Here is a 17,076-nt window from a genome sequence, read left to right on the forward strand (position 1 = left end):
CATGCATAAGTTTTTGCCCGTCTTTTTTTTACTGCTGATGGGGTGTCTGTTAACCGCCCAGGAAACTGATTCCCTGAAAGTGCCCAAGGTAGGACTCGTACTGAGCGGAGGAGGGGCCAAGGGACTGGCACATATAGGAGCTTTAAAGGTGATCGAGGAGGCCGGGGTCCGTATCGATTATATAGGAGGGACCAGTATGGGGGCTATTGTAGGGGCTCTCTACGCTTCGGGATTTTCGGCGAATCAGCTCGATTCCCTTTTCCGCAGGACCAATTTAACAGAGCTCATCCAGGACAACCTGCCCCGCGATGCCAAGACCTTTTATGAAAAGGAAGCATCGGAGCGCTACGCCCTGACCTTACCCTTCAACGACTTTAAACTCTCCTTCCCCCAGGGACTTTCGAGTGGGCAGAATATCTACAACGCCCTGGTGCGTATGCTCTACCACGTTAAAGACATACGCGACTTCAATGATCTGAAGATCCCTTTCTTTTGTATTGCCACTAATGTTGAAACCGGAAAACAGGTTATGCTTAACAAAGGATACCTTCCGGAGGCCATCCTGGCCAGCGGGACCTTCCCTTCCCTTTTCCAGCCGTCAGAGGTAGATGGGGAGGTATTGATAGACGGGGGTGTGCTTAACAACTATCCCGTGGAAGAACTGAGGGCCCTGGGTGCAGATGTCGTTATCGGGGTGGATGTGCAGCACGGTCTGAGGGACCGGACCAGTCTTTCATCCGCCACGGAGATTCTCCTTCAGATCAATAATTTCAGGACTATAAAGGATATGGCACGAAAATCGGGACTGACCGATATCTATATCAAACCGGATATGGATAATTTTTCAGTGATCGATTTCCAGCGGAAAGACACCATCATCAACACAGGGGAAGAAGTGGCCCGCAGGCACCTGGAGGAATTGAAAGAACTCGCTTCCAGGCAGGGGATACCTCCTGAAATACGGCCGAAGATCATCCTTCCGGATTCACTGGTCATAAACCGCCTTGTACTGCGAGGTGACCCGAATTACTCCCGAGGCTATATCAAGGGAAAGCTGAGGGTCAACCTGAATGAAAAGATCAGTTTTACCAAACTGCAGCAAGGCATAAACAACCTGGTGGCCACAGGCAACTTCAAGACCATCCGGTATGAACTTACCTCCAACGGGTTGAACCAGGATATGGTGATGACCCTGACAGAAAGCCCTGATAAGACCTTCCTCAGAATCGCTGCCCATTATGACAACCTGTATAAAAGCGCAGCCCTGATCAACCTAACCAAGAAAAATCTCTTTCTTCAGGACGATGTGGCCTCCCTGGACCTGATCCTGGGAGATAATCTCCGCTACAATTTTCAGTACTACGTAGACAAAGGTTCCTACTGGAGTTACGGGATCAATTCGAGTTTTTACGAGTTCGACAAGGAGGTAGATTACCGGGTACTTGAATCTAATTACGATTTTCCCGTCAACAGCAATGTCAGTAATATCAATTTAAAGGTAACCGACTTCACCAACCAGATCTACCTGCAGACGGTGCTGAAAGAAGAATTTGCATTCCAGATAGGGGCAGAGCACAAGGAACTGCGTTACAGCACAACAACGCTGAATGAACAGGGTAATGACAGCATTCCACCCGCAGCCGGAGGCGGTGATGTGACCTTTTTTGAGAAGGGGACTTACCTTTCTACCTATGGCAAGCTGATTCTGGACACCTATGACGACAAGTATTTTCCGTCGCGTGGTCTTTATTTCAATGGGGATTTTCATCTGTATTTCTGGTCGTCTGACTTCAACGATAATTTTAAGAGTTTTTCCATTGGCAAAGCGACCATCGGCGTAGCGTTCCCTCTATTTCCCAACCTGAGTGTAAATTTTGAGAATGAAGGCGGATTCAAACTTGGGACTTCGAGGGTCACTTCCTTTGATTTTGTACTGGGTGGCTTTGGCAGTTATCCCCTGAACAATTTCCAGCCTTTTCTGGGCTACGACTTTCTGAGTTTGCCCGGGAACAGCTATGTGAAATCCCTTCTCAAATTCGACTATGAGATCAGTCCGAAGAACCACCTGTTGTTCGCCGCCAACTTTGCCAATGTGGAGGACGACATCTTCCGGACAGGTGAATGGTTCACGGCGCCTGATTATACGGGTTACGGAGTGGGATATGGATGGGAGTCCTTCTTCGGGCCCGTTCAGTTCCTCTATTCCTGGTCGCCCGAGACCAGTGACGGAGAATTCTTTATTTCCCTGGGATACTGGTTCTGATAAGCACTTTATTTCTCATAGTCTAAAGGACCCGGCCGAAAGGCCAACTTTCCCTCTTTTTTACGATCTTTGCAAGGATAAAGTGCACTGATGAATTACAAGCTTGAAGAGATCAAAGCCCATCTGAGGGCCATGTGGTAAAGAACCTGCTTACCCAGGGAACCGAATTATTATATTATTTCTTTAATCAATTCAAAATCAAATCATGGCTACTTTAGATAACACTTCATTACATCTGCCCAAGGAAAATCCGGCTGCAGAGGATTTTCTTCCCTTACTGGGCACAGACCACGTTGAACTTTATGTCGGCAACGCCAAGCAGGCAGCCCATTACTACATGTCGGCATGGGGTTTCCAGCCCGTTGCTTATGCCGGACTGGAGACAGGTCTCAAGGACCGGGTCTCCTATGTACTGCAGCAAGACAAGATCAGGCTGGTGCTTACGTCTCCACTGAAATCCGGAGGGGATATCAACAGGCATATCGACCTCCACGGTGACGGGGTCAAGGCTATTGCCCTATGGGTAGACGACGCGACCAAGAGCTACGAGGAGACTGTGAAAAGGGGAGCAGAATCTTACATGGAGCCCAAAACGCTGAAGGATGAACACGGGGAAGTGGTCCTCTCAGGAATACATACCTACGGGGAAACCGTTCACATATTTGTGGAAAGAAGCGCTTACAAAGGTGCCTTTATGCCGGGATACAGACCCTGGAACCCACACTATCAGCCCTCAGACGTCGGGTTGAAATACATAGATCATATGGTGGGCAATGTAGGGTGGAACGAGATGAACAAGTGGTGTAAGTTCTACGCCCATGTCATGGGGTTTGCCCAGCTGGTCTCCTTTGATGACAAGGACATCAGCACGGAATACACGGCCCTGATGAGCAAGGTGATGAGCAACGGGAATGGCCGGATCAAATTCCCTATCAACGAACCTGCAGAAGGAAGAAAGAAATCACAGATTGAGGAATACATAGAGTTCTACAATGGTGCAGGTGTCCAGCATATGGCGCTGGCCACCGATAACATCATAGAAACGGTGAGTTCATTGAGGGACAGGGGTGTGGAATTCCTCACGGTTCCTGCTACTTATTACGAAGACGTTCTGGACCGCGTAGGTGAGATCGATGAGAAATTGGAGCCCTTGAGGGACCTAGGTATCCTTATAGACAGGGATGATGAAGGGTATTTATTGCAGATCTTTACCAAGCCTATCCTTGACAGGCCCACCATGTTTATAGAGATCATACAGCGAAAAGGCGCCAAGTCATTTGGCAAAGGCAATTTTAAAGCTCTTTTCGAAGCTATAGAAAGGGAACAGGAGTCGAGGGGCACTTTGTAATTTTCCCTTACTTTTTTAAAGGAAAGACCATAGATCTTATAATCTCTTGTTAAGACTCTCGTTAAATAAAGTTAAAACGAAAGGGAGTTTCATTTAGTTGTCTTACATTTGTTGTCATAAGGGGTGGTTCCCTTATAACTTTAAGTATTGGTTTTTCATAATTTAAAGTTTGGTTGGTTATTTAGGAAAAAGCTCCGACGCCCGTCGGGGCTTTTTTTTGTGCGGTACCTTTTGGAATAAAAATTGTTCTATTGACGTTATCGAGGTGGCCCATGGCCGACTTTTACTAATTTTGACCAAATTTTACAATGAAAAAGAAGCTGCTTATCTGTTTTCTCTTGCTCCAGGGTGCAGTATACGGCCAGAACATACACGAGGCCTTTAAACCCGGGGAGTGGCTCAAATTCAGGATACATTACGGTTTCCTGAATGCGAGCTATGCAACCCTGCATGTAAAGACAGACAGCGTTCAGGATACCCCCGTTTACCACGTCGTGGGGAGAGGTAAGACAACCGGCTTTGCCAGTATCTTTTTTAAGGTGGACGACACTTATGAAAGTTATTTCGACATGGAAGACGGCAAACCCTATCGTTTTATTCGTAAGATAGATGAAGGGGGATATACCAAGGATATCGAGATCAACTTCGACTATCAGAAAAAGCAGGCTCTCCTGGACGACAAGAAGAACGATAAAAAGTTTAATTTTAGCCTGCAGAATAATATCCAGGACCTGGTGTCCGGATTTTACTATCTCAGGAATAATTACAGGCCCGAAGACCTGGAGATCGGAAAGTCGATCCAGCTTAATATGCTGTATGACGATGACGGCATCTTCAAGTTCAGGTTAAAATTCCTGGGGAAGGAGATCCTGAGAACCAAATTCGGAAAAGTAGAATGCCTGATGTTCCGGCCATATGTTCAAGCGGGCAGGGTATTCAAGGAGCAGGAAAGCCTGACACTTTGGGTGTCTAATGACCTAAATCTGATCCCCATAAGGATCAAGGCCGACCTGGCCGTTGGATCTCTCAAGGCCGACCTGGACGGATACAACGGGCTGAAACACCAGTTCAAGATTATAATGGACTAACTTACAAATGAAGAAAAAAGAGCAGATCGATGCCCAGATCGCGAAACTGGCAGAAAAATACAAGGACTCGGGTCAGGACCTTAGTTCTTATCTCGATGGTTTGCTCTACCAGCGATACCTTACCTACTGGGATTACATCCACCTGGATACCCTTCTGAGCCTGCAGGTACCCCGGACCTACTTTCCGGATGAGGAGATCTTTATCATGTACCACCAGATCACCGAACTGTACTTTAAACTCATCATACACGAGGAAAAACAGATCGTAGACGACCAGTCGCAGGAAGTGCCGCTTTTTATAGAGAAGCTCAACCGGATCAACAATTACTACAAAGCCCTTATCTCCTCGTTCAGCATCATGATCACGGGGATGGAGCGGGAACAATTCATGCGCTATCGTATGGCGCTCCTTCCTTCAAGCGGATTCCAGTCTGCTCAGTACCGCATGATCGAGATCTATGCCACTCCTCTTGAAAACCTCGTGCACGAATCAGACAGGTCGGATTTTTCGGATGAGAACAGCATAGAGGAACTCTATGAGAAAATGTACTGGAAGAAAGGGGCCACAGATGTTAAGACGGGGGAAAAGACGCTGACCCTCAAGCAATTTGAATATCGCTATACGCCTCGCTTCATCAGGATCGCCAGGGAGGTGGAAGGCAATACGATCTACCACAAATACCTGAAATTACCTGAGAAAAGCAGGAATAATAAAGCCCTCAAAGACGCGTTAAGAAAGATGGACCTCAATGCCAACGTAAACTGGCCGCTGATGCATATGGGATCGGCCTACCGCTATCTCAGCAGAGGCGACAAGGCTATAGAGGCGACAGGGGGGACCAACTGGAAGGAATATTTGCCACCTAGCTTTCAAAAAGTGGTGTTTTTTCCGAACTTGCACACCGAAAAAGAATTGGAAAACTGGGGAAAACAATGGGTAGACCACCTTTTTAATCCCGAAAGAATCTCATAACGACAATGCGAAAATACTGGGGCCTCTTTTTAGCATGCGTACTAATGTCCTCCTGTGGGGAGGATAAGCAGGTTACTTCTCAAGCCGATCTTCCTGACGAAGATGCACATTCTGTTGCCGTCAAGCCCATAGAAAAATACGGATTTAACCTGTCTGACTTTACCGTGGTAGAGGACACCATAAGGAAGGGCGATATCTTCGGTGAGATCATGACCAGAAACAAGGTGGATTACCCGAAGATCTACGAGCTTACCCAAAGATTCAAAGACACTTTTGACGTGAGGCGGATTCGGGTTGGAAATCCATACACCATCCTGAAATCTAAAGACACCTCAGAAGTTGCACAGTTGTTTATATACGAAAATGATCCCGTGAACTACACTGTTGTTGATTTCCGAGATACCGTGCTGGCGTATAAGGGTAGAAAGAAAGTAAAGCTTGTAGAAAGAGAAGCGGCCGGTATCATACCAAGGGGTGGCTCTCTCTCCGATGTGATCGTGCAGCAGAATATCGATTACCTCATGGTCAACGAACTGTCCGGGATTTATGCCTGGACCATCGATTTCTTCAAACTGGATGCTGGGGATAAATTCAGGATCATCTACGATGAGAAGTATATCAATGACAGCATCTACGCCGGAGCCGGACCTATAAAGGCCGCATTTTTCGAACATAAAGGGGAACCCTTTTACGCCTTTGCGTATCACAATGACACCCTGGACATCAAGGAATACTACGACCAGGAAGCCAACAACCTGAGGCGTACCTTCCTCAGGGCCCCGCTCAAATTCGGCAGGCTCTCATCCCGATATAACCTCAAACGCAGGATACGGTATTACGGCTATAAGGTAAGGCCGCATAAGGGCACCGACTATGCCGCACCGATTGGGACCCCTATCCTTGCCACAGCAGACGGAGTAGTAACTGAATCAACGCGAAGGGGTGGTAATGGCAAGTATGTAAAAATTCGCCACAATGGCACGTATAGCACACAGTACCTGCACATGAAGGCCCAGAATGTAAGGCAGGGACAATACGTCAAACAAGGCGATGTCATAGGCTGGATCGGTATGACGGGCAACACAGGAGGGCCCCACGTATGCTACCGTTTCTGGAAGAACGGCAGGCAGGTAGACCCCCTGAGGGAGGAATTACCGGCCGCAGAACCACTTGCTGAAGTACTCAGGCCCGCCTATTACGATTATATGGGGCCCGTGAAAACACAACTCGACTGTATAGAGTTTCCCGGAGAACCCACAGACGAACTCCTAACACTCAATCCGTAAGATGTCCTTAGCCAAGATCGATCCAACCACTACCAAAGCCTGGCAAGAATTAACTGAACACTACGGGAATACAAAAAACGTCCACCTGAAGGACCTTTTTGAAAAAGATCCCGGTCGGGCAAAGCGATTCTCTATCCGATGGAATGACTTTTTCCTGGATTACTCCAAGAACCGTTTGGAAGACACTACCCTGGATCTCCTCGTTTCTCTGGCAGGAGAGGTAAAACTCAGGGACGCCGTTAACCAATATTTTTCGGGATCTATCATCAATGAAACAGAAGGAAGGGCCGTGTTGCACACCGCGCTAAGGGCCGGGAGAAATGAAGAGGTACATGTAGATGGTGAAAATGTGATCCCGGAAGTATATGAGGTCAGGGATCATATCCGCCAGTTCTCTGAGGCGGTTATTTCAGGAAAGATGAAGGGGTACACCGGGAAGACCTTTACCGACGTGGTGAACATCGGGATCGGGGGGTCGGACCTGGGTCCGGCCATGGTTTGCGAAGCCCTGAAATACTACAAGAATCACCTGAGAACTCATTTTGTCAGCAATATAGATGGGGACCATGTGCAGGAAGTCCTGAAGGAAGTAAATCCTGAGACCACTTTATTCATTGTGGTATCCAAGACCTTTACCACCCAGGAAACCCTGACCAATGCATTGACCATCAAGGAATGGTTCCTCAAGACAGCCTCTCAAAAAGATATCGCCAAGCATTTCGCCGCTGTTTCAACTAATACTGAGAAGATCAGGGAATTTGGGATTGCGCCCGAAAATGTATTCCCGATGTGGGACTGGGTAGGCGGACGCTTTTCCCTTTGGAGTGCCGTAGGCCTGTCCATCGCGCTCGCTGTGGGTCCTGACCATTTCGAAGGACTGCTAGAGGGGGCAAGAGAGATGGATAACCATTTCAGAACCGCCCCATTCAGTGAAAATATTCCTGTAATCCTGGCCTTGTTGAGCATCTGGTACAACAATTTTTACGGGGCCGAGACCGAGGCGATTATCCCTTATACACAGTACCTGAGCAGATTCTCTGCCTATTTCCAGCAGGGGATCATGGAGAGCAACGGCAAAAGCACCGCCCGCGACGGTTCGAGGGTTGCCTATCAGACCGGGACCATCATTTGGGGAGAACCGGGCACGAACGCCCAGCACGCTTTCTTTCAACTGATACACCAGGGGACCAAATTGATTCCGGCAGATTTTATCGGATATAAAAAATCATTATACGGAAATGTGGATCATCACCAGAAGTTGATGGCCAATTTCTTCGCCCAGACCGAAGCTCTGATGAACGGAAAAACGGCCGATGAGGTCAGGGCCGAACTCGAGTTGAAAGGGGTATCCGCAGATGAGGTTGAAAAACTAATCCCCTTCAAACTTTTCGAAGGCAATAAACCCACCAATACCCTGTTGATCGACAGGCTAACACCGGCGAGTCTGGGCGCCCTGATCGCCATGTACGAACACAAGATCTTTGTGCAGGGAGTGATCTGGAACATCTTCAGTTATGACCAGTGGGGAGTGGAGCTGGGGAAACAACTGGCCTCTCAGACGCTTAAGGACATCACTTCCTCAGAAATTTCCAAACACGACCCTTCCACATCACAATTACTGCAAAATTTTAAGAAATAATCAGGCGGGTCCGCAATTCTCGGAACAGGCCTATTTCTTTGGCTCTTTTAGGGGGAAATTTCACAATTATATGTTAAATTTGTTCTCCTTAACTTAACGCTGTCTTAATGTAAAATTGCTTGTTTTATGGCATTTTTGCAGATAGCATAAATACTAATTAACACGAGAACTTATGAAGAAACTTTACGTTGCTCTTGCCGCGTTTTTGATCACGGCAATGGCTTTTTCACAAGGGGTTACCACTTCTGCGATCAGCGGAAAGGTAGTCGATGACGCGGGCGAGCCTCTAGGAGGTGCCAGCGTAGTGGCAGTCCACCTTCCAACAGGAAGTACTTATGGCGCTGCCACTGATTTTGATGGCTTTTACCGAATATCCAACATGAGATCCGGTGGGCCTTACCAGATTACTTTCTCCTATATTGGATTTACGGAAGATGTGAAACAAGGCATCACCTTAACTCTTGGTCGGACGTCGACTTTTAATGTTACACTTTCTGAATCGGCAACTGCGCTGGAGGAAGTTGTACTTTCGGCGACAGCAACTGGGGTATTTGGAGCCAATAAAACGGGAACTGAAACTACCATTACCCAGAGAGAGGTACAGACCATTCCTGCAGCATCCAGGTCTATTGCGGATTTTGTCAGGCTGACGCCTCAGGCTCAGGTAACAGAAGGAAACGACGGCTTTAGTATCTCACTGGCAGGACAGAACAATCGTTACAACGCTATCTACATCGATGGTGCGGTAAACAATGACGTATTTGGACTGGCAGGATCGGGAACGAACGGAGGTCAGACCGGAGTAAACCCACTTTCTGTTGATGCGATTGAGACCTTCCAGATCAACATTGCTCCTTTTGACGTTCGTCAGTCAGGTTTTTCTGGTGGTTCCATCAACGCGATTTCACGCTCCGGTTCCAACAACTGGGAAGGATCAGCATATTCATTTGTTCGAAATGAAAGTCTGGCCGGTAAAACGCCTCCAAGTTTAGTTGGTGATGGAGAAGAACGTGAAAAGCTCGCGGATTTCTCTGCTTTGACATACGGAGCTAGGATCGGTGGGCCTCTTATTAAAGATAAAGTATTCTTCTTCCTGAACTATGAAAGGCAGGAAGATGAAACTCCTCAGCCTTTTAACTTCAGCAATTACACGGGTAGATCCAGTCTTGCTGATCTCCAGGGTCTAAGCAGTTTTCTTCAGAGTACATACGGATATGACCCCGGTATATTTGACAATAACACCAGGACCTTAGAAAGTAATCGTATTACGGCCAAGGTGGATTGGAACATCAACCAGGATCACAAATTGTCTTTACGATACGGATATACCGATGCAGACAATCTTGAAGCGAGAAATTCCGGAAATCGAAATATCGGCTTTATCAATGGTTCAGAATCCTTTGTATCCAAAACGAATTCTCTGGCTCTTGAATTGAGTTCACGATTTGGCAACAAATTTTCCAATAATTTCATCTTAGGATATACGACAGTGAGAGATGACAGGGATCCTGCAGGAGACCCGTTCCCAACCGTGGATATCCAGGATGGTGGGGGTACCATCTCTTTTGGTGCCGAGCCTTTCTCTACTGCCAACCTTCTGGATCAGGACGTGCTTACCCTTACCAACAACTTCGAGATCTATGCGGGACGCCATACGGTGACATTGGGAACCAACCTCGAGTTTGCCAAAATTAAAAACCTGTTCTTCGCCTTCAACTATGGAGATTATACTTTTGAAGACCAGTTTGACGGATCGGGTACGCTGACCTCTTCAGGTCTGAACCAATTCCTTACCGGGCAGGACGCCGACGTGTATCAGCATGGGTATTCTCTTGTAGGTACTGGTGTTGTCGGTGACGAATCTGCAGGTGCCTCGGAGTTCGATACCTTCCAGGCAGGATTCTATGTTCAGGACGAAGTGCAGATGTCCGATGATTTCAGAGTGACACTTGGAGCCCGAATTGATATTCCTTACTGGAGTGACGGAGCAGTTAATGACGACTTCAATGAGAGGACTATTCCTCTTCTCGAGGCGGCAGGCAAAGACGTTCAGGGAGCCCGTGTAGGGCAGGGGATCGATCCAACCCCTATGTTCGCTCCCCGCCTTGGTTTTAACTGGGATGTGAACGGTGAATCAACTACCCAGGTCCGTGGTGGTCTTGGAATTTTCACTTCTCGCCTTCCCTTGGTGTGGCCCGGAGGTACCTATAATAACAATGGTATCACCGGTGGATTCATGTTTGAATTCGGTCAGCCTTTTGAGCCTAACGTCAACAATCAATTTGAAGATCCCGCTCCTGGTTCAGGAGGTACAGGGGGGAATGTGGACCTTATCTCAAAGGACTTTAAATTACCTCAGGTGATCAAGTATAATATAGCCGTGGATCAGAAACTCCCCATTTGGAATCTGATCGCTTCGGCAGACTTTCTATACACTGATGTGATTACCGATATCTACTATGAGAACCTGAATTTAGGAGGACCCGTTGGAACTTACGAGGGAGCTGATAACCGTCCCTTCTATGATAGGAGAGCTGAGATCGATGATACCTACGGGCGTGTGATCCTCGCATCTAACACTGGTGGGGGATATGCTTATAATACCACTTTCTCACTGCGTAAACCTTATGAAAATGGTTTTGCAGGACAGATCGCATGGACCTTTGGAGATTCTTACAAGATCTTCGACGGTACTTCCTCACAGAACAGTTCACAGTGGAGGAATATCCAGACTGTCAATGGTAAAAACTCTGATTTACCGGTAACACGTTCAGATTTTGCGCTCGGTAACAGGGTAACTGCAAACGTTTCATACGAATTGAGGTGGAGCGATAATGTGAAGACTACCTTCGGCCTGTTCTACGAAGGATACCAGAGTCAGCCTTACAGCTTTACATACAGGGAAGGACGCGACCTGCTGAATGACGATTCCAGGGACAATGCCCTGATCTATATCCCGGCCAGTGCTGACGAAATTGTCCTGGTTGGAGATGATCCCGCTGCCGAATGGCAACGTCTGGATACGTTCATCGAGAGTGTTGATTACCTAAGGGAAAACCGCGGTAAATACGCTGAGCGCAATGGATCTCGGGGAATCTGGAGCCATGTTGTGGACCTGAAAATACTTCAGGATTTCAGCCTGGACTGGGGCGGAAAAAATCACACCTTCCAACTTTCATTGGATATGTTCAACTTCACAAACTTCCTGAATGAGGAGTGGGGCCAACGAAGGTTTATACGAAGTGAGGTATCACCTCTTACAACAGTATCTACCGGGTCTACCCCTGCATTCGAAATCAACGATGGAATAGTGAATGCTGATGGATCACCCAACTTGGTTGAGATAGATGATTTTGGTTTGGCTTCTTCCAGATGGCAAGCTCAAATCGGACTTAGGTATATTTTTAATTAATGTAATAACAGACTCAAGCATAAAACCCCGCTTTTTGCGGGGTTTTTTAATGGGTAAAAATCCGTACTTTTAAATTTCAAAATCACTTAAATGGAACTCTTACAAAACGTACACTCCTACCTGGCCTACGTGGTCCTGCTTATCCTGTTTATCGCAGTGGCCAATGCCATCACCGGCTTAATATCTAATCGCATGTTCAACCTGGAAAAGGACTACCGCCTCAGCCTCTTTACTCTCATCCTGAGCCACATTCAATTGCTCCTGGGACTGGCGGTCTATATCTTCTCGGCCAGCGGCCTAAACGCCCTGATGAATGTTCCCATGGGCAACATGAACGCGGCGGCACGCCTTTTGGCCCTGGAGCACCCCCTGACCAATATCCTGGCCATCGTGCTGATCACCGTGGGCTGGTCGCGCCACAAAAAATTCATGGAAGGGAAAAAGAAATTTAAAAGCATCGCCATTTTCTACGGACTCGGCCTGGTCCTGATCCTGAGTCGGATCCCGTGGAACCAATGGTTCAATTAAATACCGCTGTTATGAAAAAAATACACATCTTGTTGGCCCTGTTTCTTGTAACGGGATTGACTGCTCAGGAAAAGGATCTTTTTAATGGCAAAAATCTCGATGGCTGGACGATCTACGGCACCGAAAAATGGTATGTTGAGGACGGTCTCCTGGTCTCCGAAAGCGGCCCGGACGCCCAATATGGATACCTGGCCACCAATGATCATTACAAGGACTTCGAGCTCAGCCTGGAATTCCTCCAGGAAGCCGACGGCAACAGCGGGGTCTTTGTCCGCTCTACAATAGAAGGAACTAAGGTAAGCGGCTGGCAGGTAGAAGTGGCCCCCAAGGGGAAACACACAGGAGGAGTGTATGAATCCTATGGCCGTGGCTGGCTCGTAAAGCCGGAAGCAGAAAAGGAAATGGTCCTTCAGGAAGGACGGTGGAATACCCTGAAGATCCGGATGATGGGGGACCAGCTTACCTCATGGCTCAACGGGGTACAGATGGTCAGTATCAGCGATGAGGCCATCGGAAAAGGAGAAGGTTCCATTGCCCTCCAGATCCACGACGGAGGCGGCATCAAGGTGAAGTGGAGGAACATCAAATTAATCGTCCCTGAATAGGACCTTCACCTGCTTGACAAATAGCGCATACACCGGAAAGTGGTCGCTGTATCCTCCTGTATAATTTCCGGAGGTAAAACTTCGGAAAGGGTACCCTTTAAACCTGCCCCTTCTTTGCGTTAAAAAGTCCGGGTTGTGTATCCCCGCTTTCCAGAATCGAAGAGGACTCTCAGGCTTTGCTAGATTTCCACTCATATAGATCTGATCGAACAGACTCCAGGAATCCCTGTAGGCAAGACTTCCCATTCCCTTTCTGAAAAGGACTGTCATGGGATTGTACAGATCGCCCGACTGTATACTGTCTGAGTCCTTCTTAACTCTCAATACCTTCCTGAAAGTGTAATCCGTGGGATTGTCATTGAAATCCCCCATGGCAATAAATATGGGTTCAGGAGAGATCGTCCGGATCGAGTCCATGATCTCGAGGTTCAGTTCGGCTGCTGCAATCCTGTAAGGGCGGCTGCGCATTTCCCCTCCCCTGCGGGAAGGCCAGTGGTTCACCAGCAAGTAAATAGGAAGTCCGTCCATATATCCATGCACCACCAGCTGATCTCTGGTAAATTCCCTGAACCTCTCCTCGTTCCTAATGAGCAGCGGGTGCCACTTCATACTAACCGGCGAAAAAGAGGCCTTTCTGTACAGAAGGGCCACATCGATTCCACGTTCATCCGGACCGTCCCTGTGAATAATGCCGTAATCAAAAGTCCTGAGCAATTCGTGAGAGACCAGATCGGATAAGACGCGATAATTTTCTGCTTCACATACTCCCAGAATATCCGGGGGACCATACCCTGTTTTACTTCCAATATCCCTGATCGCCTGTGCGAGTCTCAGAATCTTTTCCTCATATCTGGTACTGTCCCAGTGATAGTCGCCTCCGGGAGTAAAGTCATCATCCATGACTTTCGGATCGTCAATGGTATCGAACAGGTTTTCGAGATTGTAAAAGGAAATCATCCTTATTCTGTAGGTAGTCTCCTGACTTACACATAACAGGGGCAGGCTGCAAAAAAGGAAGAAAGTCAGATAAAGCGATTTCAAAATCATTGACCGGGCTTTGAATACGAGTCGGCAAGGTATATTCCCGGGATGCAAGGGGATTGCAGCAGGCCCGGTTATTTTGGCCATGCTGAAAAGAAGGAATCGTATGAAAGAGGTCGGCACAAGGAACATATCAATCCAGATTTCCAAAAGGTATTGCCTTATGATATTGGCAGGGATCATAACTGTAAATGGGATTGCTCAGGAGGTTGTGATAAAAGGACGAGTCCTGGAATTTCTGGATCGAAAGGAATTGAAGGGAATTGAAGTACGACTTGAATCGGAAGGAGAACCGGTGATGACGGATGGATCCGGAGAATTTCTCCTGATCAGCAAAAGTAAAGGACACCAAAAGCTTCTCATCTCGGCTCCCCAATATCAAACGCTTATCTTCCCCTTGGTAATAGGCTCTCAGGATATCGACCTGGGTCCTGTCTATCTCAAACGGGATCTCGAGGTCGAGAAGACCGATAACCTGGTAACGCTCACAGAGGCTGAACTCATCGATGAGGCGGGTAATGAATCGAATTCAGGTTTTTTGCAGGCCACGAGGGACATTTTTCTCAATCGCGCGGCCTTTGATTTTGGTCAGGTATTCTTTCGGGTCAGGGGGTACGACTCCCGTGAAGGAAGCATTCTGGTCAATGGCATCCCCATGAATCGAAATTGGGACGGCAGACCCCAGTGGAATAACTGGGGAGGGCTCAATGACGTGTTTAGGAATCAGGAATTTAGCTATGGTCTGGAAGCTTCTGATCACGCCTTTGGCCGACCTATGGGAATCACCCTTATCGATGCTTCTCCTTTCGGGGCACGACCCGGGATACGCATTTCGGCAGCAGCATCGAATCGTACCTACAGGAACCGACTGATGGCTACCTATCATTCAGAAACAGGAGAAAAGGGCTTTAGGCATACTCTTTCATTGTCGAGGCGCTGGGCTGAGCAGGGATACGTGACGGGTACCCCCTATGATGCCTATTCGATCTTTGTATCCTCGGGAGTTGCACTGAACCCGAACCATACTCTCGGACTTACCCTGATCAATGCCTACAACAGTCGTGGCCGCTCTGCAGCTCTGACCGATGAGGTTGCAGAACTCGCCGGTCCGAGATACAATCCGTACTGGGGTTTGCTCGGTGGATCGACGAGGAATTCCCGCAACCGTACTATCCATGAACCGGTGATCATGCTGGATTACGACTATTCGAAAAATGACCTCCGCTTCAGGATTGCTGCAGCCTTTCAAACCGGAAGTACAGGATTCTCGCGTATCGGGTATTACGATGCGCCCAATCCCGACCCCACTTATTACCGCTATTTGCCGAGCTTCTATCTCAATAGTCCGATCGGGGCGAACTTCTCTGGTGCAGAAGAGGCGAGAATGAGTTTCCTGAAGAGATCGCAATGGCCCTGGTGGTCCCTGTATGAGGCCAACAACGCTCCGGCACAGGCAGGCAGAGCTGCCTATGTTTATTATGAGGACCAAAGAGAGGAAGATATATTCTCATTGAATACCGTGTTCAATCTACCCCTGAGTAGAAATGTCAAAATTGATGCAGGTGTCCTGCTACAGGAATCCGGTATCCGTAGTTTTTCGAGATTGAATGATCTGCTGGGAGCGACTTTCCTGTTAGATGAGGACAATTTCTCGAATACGCGAAATGACCTGAACGGAATGATCGAAAAAAAGGAAGGAGAAATATTCGGGTATCACTATAGGATCGATACCGGGCACCTGATGAGTTTTATTCAAACCCGTTTCTACTGGAAACAATGGGATTTTTATGTCGCTGGAGAATATGCTGAAAAGAGTTTTCAGAGAGACGGGTTTTTTTTGAACGAACGCTACCCCGATGCGTCTTTGGGGAAAAGTGAAGCCTTGAATTTCAGGTTTTGGGGTATAAAATCCGGTCTTTCCTTTGGGATTAATTCCAGGCATTGGATCAAAGCCCATGTATACAATGGGAAAAGACCTCCCCTCTTAAAACACATCTTCGTCAATCCCAGGGAGAGTAACAGGATCGTACCCGGCCTCACGGGAGAATCTGTTTTCAGTTCTGATATCAATTACTACCTGCGCTTACAGAGACTTAAAGGTCGGGTATCCGCATACTATAGCCGATTCCAGCACGAGACGGAGGTAAACTTTTTTTATGTGGATTCCGGATTCGGTTCTGATTTCGTTCAGGAAGTGGTTACGGGTCTCGACCGGTTGCACAAAGGTCTCGAAATGGGTTTGGAGTATGAGATATCTCCGGTTGTAAAGCTAAGTCTGGTGGCTGCTGCAGGCAATTTTGAATATGCCAGTGATCCGGATGTGTCTATAAATTTTGACACCTCGGGGGCAGAAGGGGAGTTGCGGCAATCCAACGGAAGGATCGATCTGGGCCCTGCTTTGATCAAAGGGTATAAGTTGCCCAGGGGTCCTCAAACGGCCCTGTCATTCGGAATCGAGTATCGTGACCCTTCCTACTGGTGGGTGGGCGTCACCGCCAATTACCTGGCAAACAATTACCGGGATATTGCCTTTATAAAGAGGACCCGCAGTTTTCTCATCGATCCGGATACCGGAGTGGAATTCGAAAATTTCAGCGAAGAGAAATATCAGTCTTTGTTAAAACATGAGCCGCTACCGCCCGTGTACCTTCTCAATCTCACTGCAGGTAAATCCTGGCTGCACAAGGGGAAATATATCAGTGCCTTCCTGAGTGCAAACAACCTTTTTGATGAGGCTTTTAAATCGGGGGGATACGAACAGAGCAGGAACGGAAATTACGGACAAATGTCAAAGGACAACCTCAGCGGCTCACCCTCCTTCGGGCCCAAATACTGGTATGGGTTTGGCCGAACTTTTTTTTTGAATCTGGCAATCAGTTTTTGAGATGTTTAA

The 17,076-nt window shown here is 47.7% G+C and carries 11 protein-coding genes; 10 read left to right on the forward strand and 1 reads right to left on the reverse strand.

The annotated features are described in order from the left end of the window. Position 1 precedes the first annotated feature (1 nt). The 9 genes from IEV19_RS09140 to IEV19_RS09180 all read left to right on the forward strand — a co-directional run bounded on the left by IEV19_RS09140 (position 2) and on the right by IEV19_RS09180 (position 13,142). Positions 2-2,263 (forward strand): patatin-like phospholipase family protein, encoded by a 2,262-nt coding sequence (locus IEV19_RS09140; protein ID WP_188370347.1) that lies wholly within the window; start codon positions 2-4, stop codon positions 2,261-2,263. 205 nt (positions 2,264-2,468) lie between these two features. Beyond that, on the forward strand, positions 2,469-3,611 hold the full coding sequence (gene hppD, locus IEV19_RS09145; protein WP_188370348.1) for a 4-hydroxyphenylpyruvate dioxygenase: 1,143 nt from the start codon (positions 2,469-2,471) through the stop codon (positions 3,609-3,611). Positions 3,612-3,919: 308 nt separating this feature from the next. Beyond that, positions 3,920-4,699, forward strand: coding sequence for a DUF3108 domain-containing protein (locus IEV19_RS09150; RefSeq protein WP_188370349.1), 780 nt, complete (start codon positions 3,920-3,922; stop codon positions 4,697-4,699). Between the two features lie 7 nt (positions 4,700-4,706). After that, a complete protein-coding gene (locus IEV19_RS09155) occupies positions 4,707-5,672 on the forward strand; it encodes a tryptophan 2,3-dioxygenase family protein (protein WP_188370350.1) in 966 nt (321 codons plus the stop codon). Between the two features lie 5 nt (positions 5,673-5,677). Beyond that, positions 5,678-6,958, forward strand: a complete 1,281-nt coding sequence (locus tag IEV19_RS09160; protein WP_188370351.1) for a peptidoglycan DD-metalloendopeptidase family protein — start codon at positions 5,678-5,680, stop codon at positions 6,956-6,958. A 1-nt stretch (position 6,959) separates the two neighbouring features. Beyond that, complete coding sequence (pgi, locus tag IEV19_RS09165) at positions 6,960-8,597, forward strand: glucose-6-phosphate isomerase (RefSeq protein ID WP_188370352.1); 1,638 nt, start codon at positions 6,960-6,962, stop codon at positions 8,595-8,597. A gap of 172 nt (positions 8,598-8,769) precedes the next feature. Continuing rightward, complete coding sequence (locus IEV19_RS09170) at positions 8,770-12,009, forward strand: TonB-dependent receptor (protein ID WP_188370353.1); 3,240 nt, start codon at positions 8,770-8,772, stop codon at positions 12,007-12,009. 90 nt (positions 12,010-12,099) lie between these two features. After that, positions 12,100-12,537: a hypothetical protein gene (locus tag IEV19_RS09175; RefSeq protein ID WP_188370354.1), complete on the forward strand. Its 438-nt coding sequence runs from the start codon at positions 12,100-12,102 to the stop codon at positions 12,535-12,537. An 11-nt stretch (positions 12,538-12,548) separates the two neighbouring features. Next, entirely contained in the window at positions 12,549-13,142 is a 594-nt protein-coding gene (locus IEV19_RS09180) for a 3-keto-disaccharide hydrolase (protein WP_188370355.1), read from the forward strand. On the opposite strand, the gene IEV19_RS09185 is transcribed toward IEV19_RS09180, so the two are convergent. Further along, a complete protein-coding gene (locus IEV19_RS09185) occupies positions 13,125-14,099 on the reverse strand; it encodes an endonuclease/exonuclease/phosphatase family protein (protein WP_229732522.1) in 975 nt (324 codons plus the stop codon). The genes IEV19_RS09180 and IEV19_RS09185 overlap by 18 nt on opposite strands. Before the next feature lie 247 nt (positions 14,100-14,346). On the opposite strand from IEV19_RS09185, the gene IEV19_RS09190 reads away from it, so the two are divergent. Next, positions 14,347-17,067, forward strand: a complete 2,721-nt coding sequence (locus IEV19_RS09190; protein WP_188370357.1) for a TonB-dependent receptor — start codon at positions 14,347-14,349, stop codon at positions 17,065-17,067. The last annotated feature ends 9 nt before the right edge of the window (positions 17,068-17,076 follow it).

The organism is Muriicola marianensis (assembly GCF_014638095.1).
Taxonomy (GTDB): Bacteria; Bacteroidota; Bacteroidia; order Flavobacteriales; family Flavobacteriaceae; genus Muriicola; species Muriicola marianensis.

Excerpts from the sequence above, each read along its gene's own strand:
- IEV19_RS09140 (WP_188370347.1), top strand. The coding sequence starts at position 2 with ATGCATAAGTTTTTGCCCGTCTTTTTTTTACTGCTGATGGGGTGTCTG.
- hppD (WP_188370348.1), top strand. The coding sequence starts at position 2,469 with ATGGCTACTTTAGATAACACTTCATTACATCTGCCCAAGGAAAATCCG.
- IEV19_RS09150 (WP_188370349.1), top strand. The coding sequence starts at position 3,920 with ATGAAAAAGAAGCTGCTTATCTGTTTTCTCTTGCTCCAGGGTGCAGTA.
- IEV19_RS09155 (WP_188370350.1), top strand. The coding sequence starts at position 4,707 with ATGAAGAAAAAAGAGCAGATCGATGCCCAGATCGCGAAACTGGCAGAA.
- IEV19_RS09160 (WP_188370351.1), top strand. The coding sequence starts at position 5,678 with ATGCGAAAATACTGGGGCCTCTTTTTAGCATGCGTACTAATGTCCTCC.
- pgi (WP_188370352.1), top strand. The coding sequence starts at position 6,960 with ATGTCCTTAGCCAAGATCGATCCAACCACTACCAAAGCCTGGCAAGAA.
- IEV19_RS09170 (WP_188370353.1), top strand. The coding sequence starts at position 8,770 with ATGAAGAAACTTTACGTTGCTCTTGCCGCGTTTTTGATCACGGCAATG.
- IEV19_RS09175 (WP_188370354.1), top strand. The coding sequence starts at position 12,100 with ATGGAACTCTTACAAAACGTACACTCCTACCTGGCCTACGTGGTCCTG.
- IEV19_RS09180 (WP_188370355.1), top strand. The coding sequence starts at position 12,549 with ATGAAAAAAATACACATCTTGTTGGCCCTGTTTCTTGTAACGGGATTG.
- IEV19_RS09185 (WP_229732522.1), bottom strand. The coding sequence starts at position 14,099 with ATGATTTCCTTTTACAATCTCGAAAACCTGTTCGATACCATTGACGAT.
- IEV19_RS09190 (WP_188370357.1), top strand. The coding sequence starts at position 14,347 with ATGATATTGGCAGGGATCATAACTGTAAATGGGATTGCTCAGGAGGTT.